The sequence below is a fragment of the Acidovorax sp. PRC11 genome, assembly GCF_031844105.1.
Classification (GTDB): domain Bacteria; phylum Pseudomonadota; class Gammaproteobacteria; order Burkholderiales; family Burkholderiaceae_C; genus Paracidovorax.
Genome location: NZ_JAUZUQ010000012.1, coordinates 11,816 through 27,542 on the forward strand (window position 1 = coordinate 11,816; position 15,727 = coordinate 27,542).

At 72.0% G+C, this 15,727-nt stretch carries 15 protein-coding genes; 10 read left to right on the forward strand and 5 right to left on the reverse strand.

Annotated elements, in window-relative coordinates; translation table 11 throughout:
• Positions 1-110: 110 nt before the first annotated feature.
• Positions 111-1,427 carry a 5-demethoxyubiquinol-8 5-hydroxylase UbiM gene (gene ubiM, locus Q9R47_RS14675; RefSeq protein ID WP_311233939.1) on the reverse strand — a complete coding sequence of 439 codons (1,317 nt, stop codon included), beginning with the start codon at positions 1,425-1,427 and terminating at the stop codon, positions 111-113.
• A 170-nt stretch (positions 1,428-1,597) separates the two neighbouring features.
• Positions 1,598-2,485, reverse strand: a complete 888-nt coding sequence (locus Q9R47_RS14680) for a LysR substrate-binding domain-containing protein (protein WP_311233940.1) — start codon at positions 2,483-2,485, stop codon at positions 1,598-1,600.
• A 76-nt stretch (positions 2,486-2,561) separates the two neighbouring features.
• On the opposite strand from Q9R47_RS14680, the gene Q9R47_RS14685 reads away from it, so the two are divergent.
• From Q9R47_RS14685 to Q9R47_RS14705, 5 genes are all read left to right on the forward strand, one after another.
• Positions 2,562-3,737 carry an MFS transporter gene (locus Q9R47_RS14685; RefSeq protein WP_311233941.1) on the forward strand — a complete coding sequence of 392 codons (1,176 nt, stop codon included), beginning with the start codon at positions 2,562-2,564 and terminating at the stop codon, positions 3,735-3,737.
• Between the two features lie 66 nt (positions 3,738-3,803).
• Positions 3,804-5,423: an IclR family transcriptional regulator C-terminal domain-containing protein gene (locus Q9R47_RS14690; protein WP_311233942.1), complete on the forward strand. Its 1,620-nt coding sequence runs from the start codon at positions 3,804-3,806 to the stop codon at positions 5,421-5,423.
• Positions 5,424-5,730: 307 nt separating this feature from the next.
• The gene (locus Q9R47_RS14695; protein WP_311233943.1) at positions 5,731-6,555 is read left to right on the forward strand and encodes a M48 family metallopeptidase; all 825 of its coding nucleotides are present in this window, start codon (positions 5,731-5,733) and stop codon (positions 6,553-6,555) included.
• A gap of 118 nt (positions 6,556-6,673) precedes the next feature.
• Positions 6,674-6,913 carry a DUF6139 family protein gene (locus Q9R47_RS14700; RefSeq protein WP_311233944.1) on the forward strand — a complete coding sequence of 80 codons (240 nt, stop codon included), beginning with the start codon at positions 6,674-6,676 and terminating at the stop codon, positions 6,911-6,913.
• A gap of 75 nt (positions 6,914-6,988) precedes the next feature.
• Positions 6,989-9,178 (forward strand): acetoacetate--CoA ligase, encoded by a 2,190-nt coding sequence (locus tag Q9R47_RS14705; protein WP_311233945.1) that lies wholly within the window; start codon positions 6,989-6,991, stop codon positions 9,176-9,178.
• 7 nt (positions 9,179-9,185) lie between these two features.
• On the opposite strand, the gene rocF is transcribed toward Q9R47_RS14705, so the two are convergent.
• The gene (rocF, locus tag Q9R47_RS14710; protein WP_311233946.1) at positions 9,186-10,148 is read right to left on the reverse strand and encodes an arginase; all 963 of its coding nucleotides are present in this window, start codon (positions 10,146-10,148) and stop codon (positions 9,186-9,188) included.
• 62 nt (positions 10,149-10,210) lie between these two features.
• The gene (locus Q9R47_RS14715) at positions 10,211-11,350 is read right to left on the reverse strand and encodes an ornithine cyclodeaminase (protein ID WP_311233947.1); all 1,140 of its coding nucleotides are present in this window, start codon (positions 11,348-11,350) and stop codon (positions 10,211-10,213) included.
• A gap of 118 nt (positions 11,351-11,468) precedes the next feature.
• On the opposite strand from Q9R47_RS14715, the gene Q9R47_RS14720 reads away from it, so the two are divergent.
• The 5 genes from Q9R47_RS14720 (at position 11,469) to minE (ending at position 15,069) form a co-directional block, all read left to right on the forward strand.
• Positions 11,469-11,918, forward strand: coding sequence for an Lrp/AsnC family transcriptional regulator (locus Q9R47_RS14720; protein WP_311233948.1), 450 nt, complete (start codon positions 11,469-11,471; stop codon positions 11,916-11,918).
• Between the two features lie 115 nt (positions 11,919-12,033).
• A complete protein-coding gene (pssA, locus tag Q9R47_RS14725; RefSeq protein WP_311233949.1) occupies positions 12,034-12,657 on the forward strand; it encodes a CDP-diacylglycerol--serine O-phosphatidyltransferase in 624 nt (207 codons plus the stop codon).
• Between the two features lie 469 nt (positions 12,658-13,126).
• The gene (gene minC / locus Q9R47_RS14730; protein ID WP_311233950.1) at positions 13,127-13,930 is read left to right on the forward strand and encodes a septum site-determining protein MinC; all 804 of its coding nucleotides are present in this window, start codon (positions 13,127-13,129) and stop codon (positions 13,928-13,930) included.
• 53 nt (positions 13,931-13,983) lie between these two features.
• Positions 13,984-14,799, forward strand: coding sequence for a septum site-determining protein MinD (gene minD, locus Q9R47_RS14735; protein ID WP_311233951.1), 816 nt, complete (start codon positions 13,984-13,986; stop codon positions 14,797-14,799).
• Between the two features lie 3 nt (positions 14,800-14,802).
• A complete protein-coding gene (minE, locus tag Q9R47_RS14740; protein ID WP_311233952.1) occupies positions 14,803-15,069 on the forward strand; it encodes a cell division topological specificity factor MinE in 267 nt (88 codons plus the stop codon).
• 49 nt (positions 15,070-15,118) lie between these two features.
• On the opposite strand, the gene Q9R47_RS14745 is transcribed toward minE, so the two are convergent.
• Complete coding sequence (locus Q9R47_RS14745; RefSeq protein WP_311233953.1) at positions 15,119-15,640, reverse strand: flavin reductase family protein; 522 nt, start codon at positions 15,638-15,640, stop codon at positions 15,119-15,121.
• Positions 15,641-15,727 lie beyond the last annotated feature (87 nt).

Genomic DNA, 15,727 nt, shown 5'->3' on the forward strand with positions numbered 1-15,727 from the left:
TAGGGTAGCCGGTCACCGTGACGCCAAGGGCCTCCCTGCACGCCCCGCGCGCCATACAGGGCTCGTACTGTGCGCGGGCGGCATGCATGAGTTCGCCGCCGCGCGAAAGTTCAGCCCGCCTGCGGCGCCGTGCCCATGAGCTGGCCCACGATCGCCGCCTGCACGGGCGCAAACCGGCGCGCGCCCTGCAGCACCGCGCGCCGCAGCAGGCGCGGCAGCGGGCGGTCGTCGGTGTAGAGCCGCACGATCGCGTTCGTGCCCTCGTAGAGCGGCCAGGCGTGGCGGTGGTGCGGGCCCGCGTAATGCCGCCGCAGCAGGTCGGCATCGCCGAGGTCGCGGCCCGTCCGGCGCGCCTGCGCCAGGGCGCCGGTGAGCCGCTCCACGCCCGCCAGGCCCAGGTTGTAGCCGTGGGCCGTCACCGGGTGCATGCCCACCGCCGCATCCCCCAGCAGCGCGCAGCGGTGGCCGCTGAAGCGGTGCGCCCAGACGGCGACCAGCGGGTAGGCATGGCGCTCGCCCACGAGGCGCATCGCGCCCAGCCGGCCGCCGAACTGGGCCTGCACCCGGGCGGCGAACTCCGCCGGCGGCAGCGCCAGCAGCGCGGCGGCGTCATCGGCGCGGGTGGTGACCACCACCGAGCACAGGGGCGCGCCCGTGTCCGGGTCTGGCGGCAGGGGCAGGATGGCCAGCGTACGCTCGTAGCCGAAGCATTCGTGCGCGGTGCCGTCCCCGGCCTGCGCGTGCTGCATGCGGCAGACGATCACCGTGCGGCCGAAGTCGGTGCTCGATGCGCCGATGCCCAAGTGGCGCCGGGTGGTGGAGAAGCGGCTGTCGGCGGCCACCAGCAGGGGGGCGCGCAGCCGCAGCGGGCGGCTGCCGTGGCCATCGCCCGTGCCGTCGGCGGGAATGCATTCCAGTTCCGCCGCACCGGCCGTGACGGCGACGCGCGCCACCTGCCGGCCGGCCAGCAGCCGCACGCCGGGCGTGGACGCGGCCACGGCATGGGCGGTGCGCCGCAGGGCGTGGTTGGGCACGATCCAGCCCAGGTGCCCGGGACCGTGCGCGGCCTGGGCCTGCAGGCACAGCGGCGGTGCGCCGCCCACGGGGCCGTCGTGCACCTGCGCCGCGTGCAGGCGCCCGATCTCGTGCGGCAGCAGCCGCTGCCAGGAACCCAGGCGCCGCAGCGTGTCCGCGCTCGGGTGGGTGAGCGCGATCTCGCGGCCGTCCGGGGCGGGCGCGGCCAGCGCGGCTTCGGTCTGCCGCTCCACCACCGTGGCGGTGAAGCCCGCCTGCGCCAGCGAGACCGCCAGCGACAGCCCCGCGGGGCCTCCGCCCACGATCAGGACGTCGCAATCGTGGGAGGCCACGGCCAGGGCCCGGGTCGGCTGGGGATCGGTGGCGGAGGCGGGCGCGGGCATCTCGTTCATGGCGGGTGGACGGCGGCAGGGCGGCAGGAAGGGCAACCGCCCATTGTGGGCGCGGTGGGCCGCGCCCGCCATTGCCGTGCATCAAGCGTCGGTGCCGCCGCATCAGGCCTCGGCACCCTCGGCCACCGGGAGGGTTCCGGCCCGGCCGGCGGGCTCGGCCCCGACGGGTGCTAGAGGTCTTGTGCCGCCTCCAGCCACTTCACGAAGCAGCGGGTCTCTTCGGAGGCCTCGGGCGAAATGCCGTAGTAGTACCGGTCCAGAGGCAGGCCGTGCCGTGGCAGCAGCGCCACCAGCCGCTGCTGCCGCAGATCGTTGCCCCACAACGAGCGCGGCGCCATGGCCAGGCCCAGCCCATCGATGGCGGCCTGGAAGACCAGGTGCAGGTGGTCGAGGTGCAGCCGTCCCGCCGCCTTCAGCCGGCCGATCCCCGCCTGCCGGCACCAGTCGTCCCAATCCCCTTTTCTCGATCGCGCGCCGAGCAGCACGAACGCCGCCAGATCGCGGGGGGATTCGACCGGGCGATGCATGCTGCGCAGCAAGGCGGGGGAGGCCACGGCGAATGCCTCGTCCTCCAGGAACGGTGCCACCTGCAGCGATGCGGGCCACCCCTGGAGCCCGCGCCGCACGGCCACGTCGAAACCCTCCGGCGCGCGCGCCGGGGTGGCGGTGCTGGTGACGACTTCCGGCTCGATGCCGGGATGCCTGGCCACGAAGTCGGGCAGCCGGGGGATCAGCCAGCGCACGGCGAACGACGGCCGGACATTGATCCGCACGGCACGGCCCGCCGCACCGGACCGGAGGGCGGTGGCCGCATGGCCGATCAGGGCGAGACCCGCCTCGGCCTGCGCGTAGAACGCCTGGCCCTCCACCGTGAGCACCACCTGCCGGACACGGCGCTCGAAGAGGGCGACGCCCAGATCGGCTTCGAGGCCCTTGATCTGCCGGCTGACCGCGCCGTGGGTCACGTGAAGCTCCTGCGCTGCCCGCGAAAAACTCTGGTGCCGAGCTGCGGCCACGAAGGCCCGCACCGCGTTGAGAGGAGGAAGCACCAGGGCCATGCGTGAGATTTTTGCACACGTAGCTGCGCAACAAACTCGTTTGTCGGCGCTCTCCGCGTGGCCCACGATCCGGGCGATGCAGACACGAAGCGCGGCAGAGACAGCTCCTACCGGTCCCGAAGCGGCCGACCGCGACTCCAGGAACGCCGCGATCGCGCTGGCCACCACGCTGCCCTCGGACGTGGTGCTCTATCTGCTGTTCCCCGTCCACGGCGCCGCATGGGGCATCACCCTGGCGGAGGCGGGAATCCTGCTCGCGGCCAACCGTCTCGTGCGCATCGCCGGGTACGGCTGGGTCGCGCGCCTCTATGCCCGGTACGGCGACCGCAGGGTCTGCACGCTGGCGGTCGCGGCGGCTGCCGTGGGCGCCCTGGGCAATGCCACCCTCGGCGGCTTCTGGCTGCTGTTGCCGCTGCGGCTGCTCTGGGGCATGGCGTTCGCCGCGCTGAACCTCTCCACCCAGGTGCTGGCCACGTCGTCGGTGGCCGGTGCATCGGCACGGTCCGGGCGGTCGCGTGCCTTCATCGCGCTGGGGCCCGTGATCGCCCTGCCGGTGGCTGCCGCGCTGAGCGCGCTGGCAGGGCCCCGATGGGTGCTGGGCGCGCTGAGCCTCGTGGCCCTGGCCGGCCTGTGGCCCGCCCGCACGCTTCCCGCCCGGCCCCACCCGGGCATGGGCGCCGTGAGGGCCAGGCCGTCGCGTCCCAACGCCCTGGATACGTGGTCCTTCGTGGAGGGGTTCGCGCTGGATGGCCTGTTTCTCATCGGCCTCACCGTGCTGGGCCAGCAGCTGTGGCCTTCCAGTGCGCTGACGGCCGCTGCGGTGCTGCTCGCCGTCCGGTACGGCTCCGAGATCGTTCTGGGGCCGGTGGGCGGCCGCTGGGCCGAGCGGTGGGGCGCGGAACGGCTGCTCGTGGTCTTCTCGCTCATGACGGCCATGGCCCTCGTCGGCTTCGGAACGGGCTGGCTGTGGAGCTGCGCCGCGGCGATCGTGGTGCTGCGGGCCCTGCAGCTGCCGCTGCTCGCACCCATCGTCGCCCTCCGCCACCCCGGGGCCGACCGGGTCCGTGCCCTGGCGGCCCGGTCCGTCTGGCGGGACATCGGGGCGGGGCTGGGGCCGCTGGCGGCCGGACTGTGGCTGCCGGTGCTGCCCACGTCCTGGCTCTACGGCCTTCCTGCCGTGGTGCTGGCCGCCGCGGCGCTGGCCTGCGCCCGGGGAGCGGCGACCCGGGCGCGGCCGGCCGGGCGGCGATAGCGGCATCGATCGCGGGCGGATCACGGGCCGTTACAGTGCGAGCCCGTTCCACCATTCGAGACACACATGGCTTCTTCTCCCGCCGACGGCACCGCTGCCCTGGACAAGGCGCTCGACCTGCTGGAAGCGGTGGGCTCCACCCCGGACGGGCTCGGCCAGGCCGCGCTGGCCCAGCGCTTCGGATGGTCGCGCACGACGGTCTACCGCCTGCTCGCCACCCTGGTCGCGCGCGGGCTGCTGCGGCGCGATCCCCTGCGCAGGGTGTATTGCCTGGGGATGCGCTGCTTCGAGATGGCACGGCAGGTCTACGCCATGCCCGATCTCGCCGCCGCCGCGGCGCTGGAGCTGCGCGCGCTGCGCGACCTGACGGGCGAGACCAGCTACCTCGCCGCGCTGGACGGGCGCGAGGTGGTGTCGCTGGAGCGCTGCGACGGCGCGCACAGCGAGCGCTCCTCCAGCGCGCTCGGCCAGCGCAAGCCGGTGCACTGCACCAGCCAGGGCAAGGCCATCCTGTCGGTGCTGCCCGATGCCGAGCGGGAACTTCTGGTGCGGGGGCTGGCGCTCAAGGCGCTCACGCCGCGCACCATCACCGACCGCCGCCGCCTGCAGGCCGAGCTGCGCGTGACGGCGGCGCGGGGCTACGCGATCGACGACGAGGAGATCGTGTCCGGCGTGCGCTGCGTCGGCGCGCCCATCGTGGACGGCCAGGGGCAGGTGCGCGGCGCGCTCAGCGTGGCGGGCCCCGCCTGGCGCCTCACGCCTGAACGGCTGGAGCTGCTCGGCCCGGAGGTGGCCGAGGCGGCCCGCCGCGTGGGAGCGCAGCTGCGGCACGTGCGCGCCCCGGTCGCCGATACCGAGGCCCGCGCGCTGGCCGGGCCCTGGGCCTTCCAGGGCGCGCATCCGCACTGGTGCGCGGACACCGGCGTGCTGTATTGGGCGGACGTGCTCGCCCCCACGCTGCGCGCCTGGACCGCGCCGCCGCAGGAACCGGACGCGCCGGACGCAGCGGGCACCGACCGTGCCGTGGCCGATGACGAGGCGCCCATCGTCGGTGTGCTGGTACACGGCCGGGGGGACGTATCGATCGTCGGCGCCAGCCGTGCGCTGCGCTGGCGGCCCGGCGCGTCGGCGCCCGAGCCCTGGCCCGCCTGGCCGGCCGGCATGCCGGTGCGCGCCGCCTGCCTGGGCGCGGAGGGTTGCGTGTGGATGGCGGTGGAGACCGCCGAAGGCGGCAGCGCGGTGGGCCGCCTGGGCGGGGGCGGCGCGCTCGACGTGCTGTGGCGCCTTGCCGAGCCGCTGCAGTGCCTGCGCTGGCGCGCCCAGGACGGCGCCCTGCTGGCCACGGTGCCCGATACCGGCGCCATCCTGCACATGCACCCGGAGAGCCCCGGCGTGGTGCGCCGGCTCGTCACCGTGCCCAAGGGCTCGGGCCGCGTCAGCGGGCTGGCCTTCGACGCCGAGGGGGGCGTCTGGACGGCGCTGCGGGACGGCTGGAGCGTGGTGCGCTTTCTTGCCGACGGCAGCCCGGACCGGGTGGCGGCCCTGCCGGTGCCCTGCCCGACCGACGTGGCGATCGGCGGCACGGACGGCCGCACCCTGTTCGTCACCAGCGCGCGCCAGCCCGTCGCGCTCGACATGCTGGCGAATGCGCCGCTCTCCGGGCGCCTGTTCGCTCTGTCCCTCTGAGTCGCCGAACGACCGGACGGTGTTTGCAAAAGAAGCAACAAGATGTCGCCTGCAGGGCGAAGGTGCGCGAGCGGAAAACGTGGAAAGTTCCCCGGGGATGCAGGGTGTTACCGGTTTTGGAACTGAATACAAATGGATGCAAGTGCGGGGCGGCGCAGGGCGCGCAGACCTGCCAGTGTGAAGAGAATCCGTCCCGCGCCGGAAAGCGGCCCCGCTGGGGGCCCATGCGCACGAAAGATGCCGGGCCGCGCCCGGACCCTTCCTTTCCGGCCATCCCATCCATCATTCCAAAGAGGGTAGAAAAACCATGAACACGTTCCGCCTGGGCGCGCTTGCGCTCTCCATCATCCTGGCCGGTTGCGCCACCAACGGCTCCACGGGGTCCCCGTCCGCCGGTTCCGGCCTCGGCTCCGTGCTGGGTGCGGCGGGCACGGGCGGCACCGGCTCCAGCACCGACAGCAAGGTCGGCGCGGCCGTAGACGTGTTTAAGGCGGTCACCGTGTCCGACGACGAGCTCAAGTCCGTCTCGCAGCAGTTCCGCGCCTACGAGGAGCGCACCGAGAAGGTCGCGCCGGCCAAGAACAAGTACGCCCAGCGCCTGGCCCGCCTCACGAAGAACCACGTCAACGAAGACGGCATGAAGCTCAACTTCAAGGTCTACCTCGCCAACGAAGTGAACGCCGACGCCACGGCCGACGGCTCCATCCGCGTCTACAGCGGCCTGATGGACATGATGAACGACCAGGAACTGCTGGGCGTGATCGGCCACGAGATCGGCCACGTGAAGCTGCAGCACTCCCTGGCCGCCATGCGCACCGCCTACCTCGCCTCGGCCGGCCGCAAGGCCGCCTCCGCGGCCGGCGGCGTGGGCCGCCTCGCCGACAGCGACCTGGGCGCGCTCGGCGAGAAGCTGGTCAAAAGCCAGTTCTCGCAGAGCCAGGAGACGGCCGCCGACGACTACGGCCTGGCCTTCATGAAGAAGCACAAGTACAAGGTGAGCGCGATGGAATCGGCCTTCCGCAAGCTGGCGGCCCAGGGCGGCGGCAAGGGCGGCGTGCTCGACGAGATGCTTTCCTCGCACCCCGATCCGGCCGGCCGCGCCGACCGCATGCGCGACATGGCGGCCAAGTGAGCACGTGACCGGAAAGCCCCCGGCGGCCACCCGGCGCCGGGCGGTTTTCCTACGGGAGCGTGGCGGGGCGTTGGCTAGAGTGGAGTTTCCTCTCCCATCGCAGTAAAGGATCCCGCCCATGCGCGTCGACATCTACCGCCGGCCCGAAGCCGACGGCAAGCATTCCTACCTCGTGGTGCCCGAAGGCCGCCCCATCCCCCAGGAAGCCATCAATACCGACTGGACCTGCCAGGAGCGCGGCCACGAACTCGACGAGACTGCCTCCCACTGGAACGACTACGGCATTCCCGAGCCGGCCCGGCAGCTGGAGGAAAAGGAGTACGCCATCACCAGCGTGAAGGAACTCAAGGAAGACTGACCGGCGCTTCGCCTGTCAAGCCCGGGACGCCCCGGCGGTGACACGCCGGGGCACCACGCAGTACGCTGCGTGGCCATGGAGACAACCACCCCCCCGCCGCGCAACGCGGCCGCTGCCCCCGCGGCGCACGCCCCCTTCGTCCCGCAGATACGGCTCTACCAGGAATGGCTGCACGCCAGGCATGGCCTGCGGTTCGATGACTACGAAGCCCTCTGGCGCTGGTCCGTGACCGACCTGGATGCCTTCTGGCAGAGCATCTGGGACTACTTCGGCCTCGAATCGCCCACGCCGCACACGGCCGTGCTGGCCCGCAACACCATGCCCGGCGCCGAATGGTTCCCCGGCGCGCAGGTGAACTATGCGCGCCAGGCGCTGCGGCATGCCGACGCCGCGCACGCGGCCGGGCAGCCGGCCATCATCAGCCGCAACGAGCGCGGCCAGCACCGCGAACTCTCCTGGCCCGAACTGCGCCGGCAGGTGGCCGCGCTGGCCCTGCACCTGCGCGCGCAGGGCGTGGGGCCGGGCGACCGCGTCGCCGCCTACCTGCCCAACATCCCCGAGGCCATGGTGGCCCTGCTGGCCACGGCCAGCCTGGGCGCCATCTGGAGCGTGTGCGCGCCCGACATGGGCACGGCCGCGGTGCTGGACCGCTTCCGGCAGATCGAACCCAAGGCGCTGATCGCCGTGGACGGCGTCACTTACGGCGGCCGCGACCTCGACCGCCGCGGCGTGCTCGCCGAGCTGCGCGCGGCCCTGCCCACGCTGGAGCACGTCGTCGTCGTGGACCAGCTCGGCACCGCGGGCGCCATCGACGGCTGCGTGGACTACGCCGGGGCCACCGCGCGGGACGATGCCGCGGTGGCGTCCTTCGAGCCGCTTTGGCTGCCGTTCGACCATCCGCTCTGGATCGTGTATTCCAGCGGCACCACCGGCCTGCCCAAGCCCATCGTGCACGGCCACGGCGGCATGGTGCTGGTGGCACTGCTGCTCAAAAGCCTGCACAACGACATCGGCCCGAGCCACGCGCCCAACTCCTTCGGCGAGCGCTACCACTGGTACAGCTCCACCGGCTGGGTGATGTGGAACGCGCAGGCCAGCGGCCTGCTCTCGGGCACCACCTGCGTGATCTACGACGGCAACCCGGGCGGCAGCCGCGAGCGTCCCGACTGGGGCACGCTCTGGCGCTTCGCCGCCGAGACCGGCGTGACCTTCTTCGGCGCGGGCGCCGCCTTCTACGCCAACTGCATGAAGGCGGGGCTCGATCTCGCGGCCTGCGGCGATCTCTCCCGCATCCGCGCGCTGGGCACCACCGGCTCGCCGCTCTCGCCCGAAGTGCAGGAGTGGGGCACGGCGCAGTTCGCGCGCATCCGGGCCCAGGCCGGAGGCGATGGCGGCAGCGAGCCGGTCTGGTGGGACAACATCTCCGGCGGCACGGATTTCTGCGGCGCCTTCATCGGCGGCCACCGCGAGCTGCCGCAGGTGCCCGGCGAGATGCAGTGCCGCATGCTGGGCGCGGCGGTGGAGGCCTGGGACGAGGCCGGCCGGCCCGTCACCGATGCGGTGGGCGAGCTGGTCTGCACCCAGCCCATCCCCTCGATGCCGCTCTATTTCTGGGGCGACGCGCCCGCGGGCGCACCTGCATTGCCGGGCGACCCGCAGGGGCCGCGCTACCTCGCGAGCTACTTCGACATGTACCCGCCCGGCCACGGCCGCCAGCCCGGCGGCGGCGACGGCCCCGCGTCCATGGGCGCCGTCTGGCGCCACGGCGACTGGCTGCGCGTCGGCCCGGAAGGCCGCTGCGTGATCTACGGCCGCAGCGACGCCACCATCAATCGCCACGGCCTGCGCATGGGCACCAGCGAGCTGTACCGCGCGGTGGAGGCTCTGCCCGAAGTGCTCGACAGCCTCGTCGTGGACCTGGAATACCTGGGCCGCGAGAGCCACATGCCGCTCTTCGTGGCGCTGCGCGAGGGCGCCGTGCTGGACGACGCGCTGCAGGGCCGCATCGCCGGGGCGATCCGCACCGCGCTCTCGCCGCGCTTCGTGCCCGACGAGATCGTGCAGGTGGCCGAGGTGCCGCGCACGCTCACGGGCAAGAAGCAGGAGCTGCCCATCAAGAAGCTGCTGCTCGGCCAGCCGCTGGAGAAGGTGGTGAACCGCGACGCCATGGCCAACCCGGGCTGCCTCGGCTGGTACGAGGACTTCGCGCGGCGGCACCTGGCGCGCACTGCGGCCGCCGTCGCTGCCTCCCCCAAGCGGGCCTGAGCAGGGCCTAGCGCCCGTACGGGGCCGGGGCGGGGGTGCGCGCCAGCGTGCTCTTGCCGAACAGGCTCTCCACCAGGTCCACCACCAATTCGGCGGTCTGGTTGCGGATGTCGAGCGCGGGGTTGAGCTCCACGATGTCGAGCGAGGCGAGCCTTCCTGTGTCCGCGATCATCTCCATGCACAGCTGGGCCTCGCGGTAGTTCGGCCCGCCGCGCACCGTGGTGCCCGTGCCGGGCGCGATCTCGGGATCGAGGAAGTCCACGTCGAAGCTCAGGTGCAGGTGCGCGCCGTCGTCGTCCTCCAGCCCGGCGAGTGCGCGGCGCATCACCTCGCGCATGCCGAGCTCGTCGATCGCGCGCATGTCGTACACCTCCAGCCCGAGCTGGTGGATCATGCGTTTCTCGGCCGCATCCACGCTGCGCAACCCGATCTGGCACATCTGCGCGCCCCGCAGCGCCGGGCCGGGGCCGCCGAGCGACGCGAGCGCCGGGGGGCCGAGCCCGCAGAGGCTGGCCACCGGCACGCCGTGCACGTTGCCGCTGGGCGAGATCTCCGGCGTGTTGCTGTCGGAATGCGCGTCCAGCCAGAGCACGCGCAGCCGCTTGCCGGTCTCCCGGCAGTGGCGCGCCACGGCGCTGATCGAGCCGATCGCGAGGTTGTGGTCGCCGCCCAGCATCACCGGCAGGCGCCCGGCCTGCAGCTGGCCGAACACCGCATCGTGCGTGGAGCGGTTCCAGGCCTCGCATTCTGCGAAGTTGCGCAGGCCTTCGGCCGTGCGCTCGCCGCGCGGGTTCGGCGGGCCGTGCAGGTTGCCGAGGTCCTGCACGTGCAGGCCCAGGCGTTCGAGCGCCGGCCCGAGCTGCGCCACGCGCAGCGCGTCCGGGCCCATGGCCGCCCCGAGACTGGCGGCACCGACATCGGTGGGAACGCCGATCAGCGTGACCGGGCGCAAGGCAGGGGTGGTTTCCATCGGATGCGTCTCTCCTGAAGCGGACATTGTGCGCAGGGACGGTGGCGGGCGGGCGTCGGAAATCAGGCCGCTTCGTGCTGGAGCGCGGGCGCATGCGGCGTGGGTTCCGCGGCCCCGGGGGGGCCTGGCGCGAGCCAGGGGTGGAGCTGCGCGTACAGGTCCTTGGGATCGGCGAGCGTGGGCACGAGCGCGATGCGTTCCAGCAGGCCGGCCGCCTGGCCCAGCGCGCGCATGGTGCGCAGCGCGGCGTAATCCTCCAGCGCGAAGCCGACCGAATCGAACACCGTCACCTGCGCCTCCGACGTGCGCCCCGGCGCCGCGCCCGAGAGCACGCGCCAGAGTTCCGTCACCGGGAAATCCGCCGGCATCTGCTGCACTTCGCCCTCGATGCGGGTCTGGGGCTCGTATTCCACGAACACGGTGCCGGCGCGCAGCACCTCCGGGGCCAGCTCGGTCTTGCCAGGGCAGTCGCCGCCCACGGCGTTCAGGTGCATGCCGGGCTCCAGCATGTCTTCCAGCACGATCGCGGCGCGGGTCTTGTCGGCCGTCGCCGTGGTCACGATGCCGGCGCCCCGCACCGCCTCGCGCGCGCTCGCGCAGGGCACGCAGCGCAGGCCCTGCTGCCGATAGGGGGCGAGGTTGCGCACCAGCTTGCGCGTGGCCGCGGGGTCGGTGTCGTACAGGCGCAGCTCGCGCACGCCCAGCAGCCCGAAGAACGCCAGCGCCTGGAACTCCGCCTGCGAGCCGTTGCCGATCAGCGCCATGCTGCGGCTGTCCGGACGGGCCAGGCGCCGCGCCGCCACGGCGGAGGCCGCGGCCGTGCGCAGCGCCGTGGTCAGCGTCAGCTCGCCCAGGAAGACCGGCAGGCCGGTATCCACGTCCGCCAGGGCGCCGAACGCCATCACCGTGGGCAGGCCGCGTTCCGGGTTGGAGGGATGGCCGTTGACGTACTTGAAGGCATAGCCGCCGCCGGGCCGCGTGTCGGCCACCGGCATGAGCTCGATCACGCCGTGCGCCGAATGCGCGGCGGTGCGGGCCGTCTTGTCGAAATCGTTCCAGCGGATGAAGTCGGCCTCGATCGCCTGGGCGATGGCGCGAATGCAGGCGACGACGCCCGTGCGCCCCACCAGCTCGGCGGCGCGCGGCGCATCGAGGAATTCCGTGTCCGAGGCAAGGCCATGGCGGGTGGGGGAGGCATGCATGGTCGGCTCCTTGCGGTGGTGTTCCAGGGAGGTTCCCACAGGCCAGCATCAATGCATATCGGCAATCCTGCGTGCATTTGCACATTCGGCTGGCTTTATGACAGCATCCGTTGCCACTATGGACAATATCGACCAGCAACTCATCGCCGCGCTGCGGCACGACGCCCGCGCCAGCGTCGCCACCCTCGCCAAGCGCCTGGGCGTCTCGCGCGGCACGGTCACCAACCGCATCCGCAAGCTGGAGGACGCCGGCGTCATCGTCGGATATACGGTCCGGCTGCGGCCCGAGGGCGAGACCGGCGGGCTGCAGGCCTGGATGAGCATCTCCATCGAAGGCAACGACGCGCGCCGCGTCACCGCCTCGCTGCTGGGCGAGCCCAGCGTGCTGGCGTTGCACGCCACCAACGGCCAGTGGGACCTGCTGGCCGATCTGCAGGTGGCCACGCTGGCCGAACTGGCGCGGGCGCTGGAGCGCATCCGGCTCATCAAGGGCATCCGCAACACCGAAACCAGCATCCACCTGGAAACGCTGCGCGCGCCGCCCCCGCAGGGCACCGGGCGCCGGTAGGACATGCCTGACGAGGCCGGCGCCGGCCCCGACCCATAATCGAATCGGCCGGTGGCCTTTTGCTCTCGTCGCCGCCGCACGCATCCGCAGGACCGCCAGGAAGGAAAGACCGCCCATGACCCCCCCGACCCCCAAGCGTTTTTCGATGATCCGCGAGTTCCACCTGGCCGACTGGTTCACGCTGGGCAACGCCGTGTGCGGCGTGGGGGCGCTGTTCTCGTCGATGACGTTCCTGGAGACGGGCGACGTGCGCCACGTGTATTTCGCGGCCGCGCTGGTGCTCGCCGCGCTGATCTTCGACGTGCTCGACGGCCGCGTCGCGCGCTGGCGGCAGAAATCCTCCGCCATGGGCCGCGAACTGGATTCGCTGGCCGACGTGATCTCCTTCGGCGTGGCGCCGGCCATCATCGCGTATGCCTGCGGCATGCAGGGCCTCTACGACCGCATCGTGCTGGCCTTCTTCGTGGCCTGCGGCGTCTCGCGCCTGGCGCGCTACAACGTCACCGCCGAAACCCTCTCCGAAGGATCGGGCAAGGTGAAGTATTTCGAGGGCACGCCCATTCCCACCTCCATCGTGCTCGTGGGCCTGATGGCGCTGGCCGCCTGGATGGGCGCCGTGCGCGAACACCTGTGGTTCGGCCAGCTCGTGGTGGGCGGCTTCACCCTGCACCCGTTCGTGCTGGTGTTCGCGGTGTCGGGCTCGCTGATGATCAGCCGGATCCGCATACCGAAGTTTTGACCCCCCTGAGTCGCCTGCGGCGCCTCCGTGCAGCCGCCAGAGTCGGCAGCTCTTCAGGCACGTCCAGGCCTGCGCAGGCAGGCCCGGAGCCGCGGCCTTCAGCCCCGAGGGGAACGACGCCGGTGGCCCGGCGAAGCCGGTTCCACGGCGTCTGCTGGCGTGGCCTGCTCCGCGGCCTTCTGACCGGACAGGCTCCGTGCGCGCCTGAAGGGGCTACCTTGCTGGATGCGGGTCTTCGGCTTTTCCAGGTGCGCTTTGCACGACTGGGGGCCACAGTGGCGTGCCGGGCAGAGACGTGCGGCGCTACCGTGCGAAACATGGAGACGCCCAGGGCTTCTGCTTCCCCGACCGTGGATTCCTCTTCCGTACAGAACATTTACCCGCACTCCGGCCCCGCCGTGCGTGCCATCCGCCCCGGTAACGGTAAACTCCGGCGCTTTGAGCCGCGTCGTCCGCACTCCTACCTTCCATGGCCGTTGACACGGTGGGCCAGGCCCGCACCAGCTTTGACCTCAAGAGCGCCCAACTGCCCGTGGTGGCCGTGGCGCTCCGGACCACCGACGCCGACGCGCTCACTGCCGAGCTGGCGGCCCGCCTCGGCGAAGACCCGGGCTTCTTCGACAACGATCCGGTGCTGATCGACCTGGCCGCCGTGCGCGACGAGCCCGCGCCCATCGATTTCCCCGCCCTGATCGCCCTGCTGCGCCAGCACCGCACCCAGCCCGTGGCCGTGCGCGGCGGCAATCCCGCACAGATGGAGTCCGCGCTCGCGGCCGGCCTCGTCGCCGCGCCCGAGGCACCGCCCTCCCGCGCCGCGCATGCGCCCGCACCCGCCACGGCCGAAGCGGCCATGCCCGTGCCCGTGCAGGAGGAGGTCCGCGAAACCGTCCGCGAAGTGGTCCGCGAGGTCGAGGTGGTGCGCGAAGTGCCCGCCCCCGCGCCCGGCACGGTGGTGGTGGACAAGCCGCTGCGCTCCGGCCAGCAGGTCTATGCGCGCGGCTCCGATCTCGTCGTGATGGCCGTCGTGAGCTTCGGCGCCGAGGTGATCGCCGACGGCAACATCCATGTCTACGCGCCGCTGCGCGGCCGCGCCATCGCGGGCGCGCGCGGCGACACCTCCGCGCGCATCTTCAGCACCTGCCTGGAGCCGCAGCTCGTGTCGGTGGCCGGTATCTACCGCACCACCGAGACCGAACTGCCCGACAACGTGCGCGGCAAGCCCGCCCAGGTGCGGCTCGACGGCGAAAAGCTGATCATCGAGCCGCTCGCCTGAGGCGCCGCCTCCACCGAACTCCAGAACCAACGCCCCAAAGGGAATTTGCATACATGGCCAAAATCGTCGTCGTGACCTCCGGCAAGGGAGGGGTGGGCAAGACCACCACCAGCGCGAGCTTCGCATCGGGCCTCGCGCTGCGCGGCCACAAGACCGCCGTGATCGACTTCGACGTCGGTCTGCGCAACCTCGATCTCATCATGGGCTGCGAACGCCGCGTGGTGTACGACCTGATCAACGTGATCCACGGCGAGGCCAACCTGAACCAGGCCCTCATCAAGGACAAGCAGTGCGACAACCTGTTCGTGCTGGCCGCCAGCCAGACGCGCGACAAGGACGCGCTCACGCAGGAAGGCGTCGAGAAGGTGCTGAACGACCTCGCCGCGATGGACTTCGAATACATCGTCTGCGATTCGCCCGCCGGCATCGAGAGCGGCGCGCTCATGGCCATGCACTTCGCCGACGAGGCGCTGCTCGTGACCAACCCCGAGGTCTCCTCGGTGCGCGATTCCGACCGCATCCTCGGCATGCTCGGCAGCAAGACCAAGCGCGCGATCGAGGGCAAGGAGCCGATCAAGGAGCACCTGCTGATCACCCGCTACAACCCGCACCGCGTGCAGGACGGCCAGATGCTGAGCCTGGAGGACATCCAGGACATCCTGCGCATCGAGCTGATCGGCGTGGTGCCGGAATCGGAGAGCGTGCTGCAGGCGTCCAACCAGGGCACGCCCGCCATCCACCTGCAGGGCACGGACGTGTCCGAGGCCTACAAGGACGTCGTGGCGCGCTTCCTCGGCGAGGACAAGCCGCTGCGCTTCATCGACGCGCAGAAGCCCGGCTTCTTCAAGCGCATTTTCGGCGGGAGGTAACGCATGGCATCCTTTCTTTCCTTCCTGCTCGGCGAGAAGAAAAAAACCGCCAGCGTCGCCAAGGAGCGGCTGCAGATCATCCTCGCGCACGAGCGCAACGGCCGCAACGCCTCCGAGCCCGACTACCTCCCCGCGCTGCAGCGCGAGCTCGTGGCGGTGATCTCCAAGTACGTGAAGATCAGCCCCGAAGACCTCACGGTGCAGCTGGAGCGCCAGGAAAACCTCGAGGTGCTCGAAGTCAAGATCGAGCTGCCCGACACGGTGCGCTGAACGCCGCCTGCCGGCGCCGTCTTCCCCGGAGGGAGGGCGCCGGAGCGGCTCAGAGCGGGTGCTCGGTATAGAAGCGCCCGCCGTGGTAGAGCAGCGGCGGCACGCCGGGGCGGTGCGCGCAGCGCTCCACCTCTCCCACGAAGATCACGTGGTCGCCTTCGTCGTAGCGGCTGCGGTTGAAGCATTCGAAGGTGGCCACCGCGCCCTCGATCAGCGGCGCGCCCGCCACCCCGAGCGCGTACTTCACGCCCGCGAACCGGTCCACCCCGCGGCTGGCGAAGCGTTCGGCCAGCGCCTGCTGGTCGGCGGCCAGCACGTTGATCGCGTAGTGCGACCCCGCGGCCAGCGCATTCATCGAGCCGGCCGCGCGGCCCAGGCTCCAGAGCACCAGCGGCGGCGCGAGCGACACCGAATTGAACGAACTCGCCGTGAGCCCGACGAGGCCGCCGGCGGCGTCCTGCGCGGTGACGATGGTCACGCCGGTGGCGAACATGCCGAGCGCGTCGCGGAATTCACGGGGCGAGAAACTCGGGGGATGGGCCAGCGCGGGCCGGATCGGGGGACGTGTCACGGGAAGGGCGGTGGCGCATCGCGCGCCGGGCGGAGAAAGGGGTCGGCTATTATGGGCCGGCATCCACCGGCCTGCCGCCGCCGGGCC

Coding starts and splice junctions, on each gene's coding strand:
- ubiM (WP_311233939.1), bottom strand. CDS start 1,427: ATGAACGAGATGCCCGCGCCCGCCTCCGCCACCGATCCCCAGCCGACC.
- Q9R47_RS14680 (WP_311233940.1), bottom strand. CDS start 2,485: ATGGCCCTGGTGCTTCCTCCTCTCAACGCGGTGCGGGCCTTCGTGGCC.
- Q9R47_RS14685 (WP_311233941.1), top strand. CDS start 2,562: ATGCAGACACGAAGCGCGGCAGAGACAGCTCCTACCGGTCCCGAAGCG.
- Q9R47_RS14690 (WP_311233942.1), top strand. CDS start 3,804: ATGGCTTCTTCTCCCGCCGACGGCACCGCTGCCCTGGACAAGGCGCTC.
- Q9R47_RS14695 (WP_311233943.1), top strand. CDS start 5,731: ATGAACACGTTCCGCCTGGGCGCGCTTGCGCTCTCCATCATCCTGGCC.
- Q9R47_RS14700 (WP_311233944.1), top strand. CDS start 6,674: ATGCGCGTCGACATCTACCGCCGGCCCGAAGCCGACGGCAAGCATTCC.
- Q9R47_RS14705 (WP_311233945.1), top strand. CDS start 6,989: ATGGAGACAACCACCCCCCCGCCGCGCAACGCGGCCGCTGCCCCCGCG.
- rocF (WP_311233946.1), bottom strand. CDS start 10,148: ATGGAAACCACCCCTGCCTTGCGCCCGGTCACGCTGATCGGCGTTCCC.
- Q9R47_RS14715 (WP_311233947.1), bottom strand. CDS start 11,350: ATGCATGCCTCCCCCACCCGCCATGGCCTTGCCTCGGACACGGAATTC.
- Q9R47_RS14720 (WP_311233948.1), top strand. CDS start 11,469: ATGGACAATATCGACCAGCAACTCATCGCCGCGCTGCGGCACGACGCC.
- pssA (WP_311233949.1), top strand. CDS start 12,034: ATGACCCCCCCGACCCCCAAGCGTTTTTCGATGATCCGCGAGTTCCAC.
- minC (WP_311233950.1), top strand. CDS start 13,127: ATGGCCGTTGACACGGTGGGCCAGGCCCGCACCAGCTTTGACCTCAAG.
- minD (WP_311233951.1), top strand. CDS start 13,984: ATGGCCAAAATCGTCGTCGTGACCTCCGGCAAGGGAGGGGTGGGCAAG.
- minE (WP_311233952.1), top strand. CDS start 14,803: ATGGCATCCTTTCTTTCCTTCCTGCTCGGCGAGAAGAAAAAAACCGCC.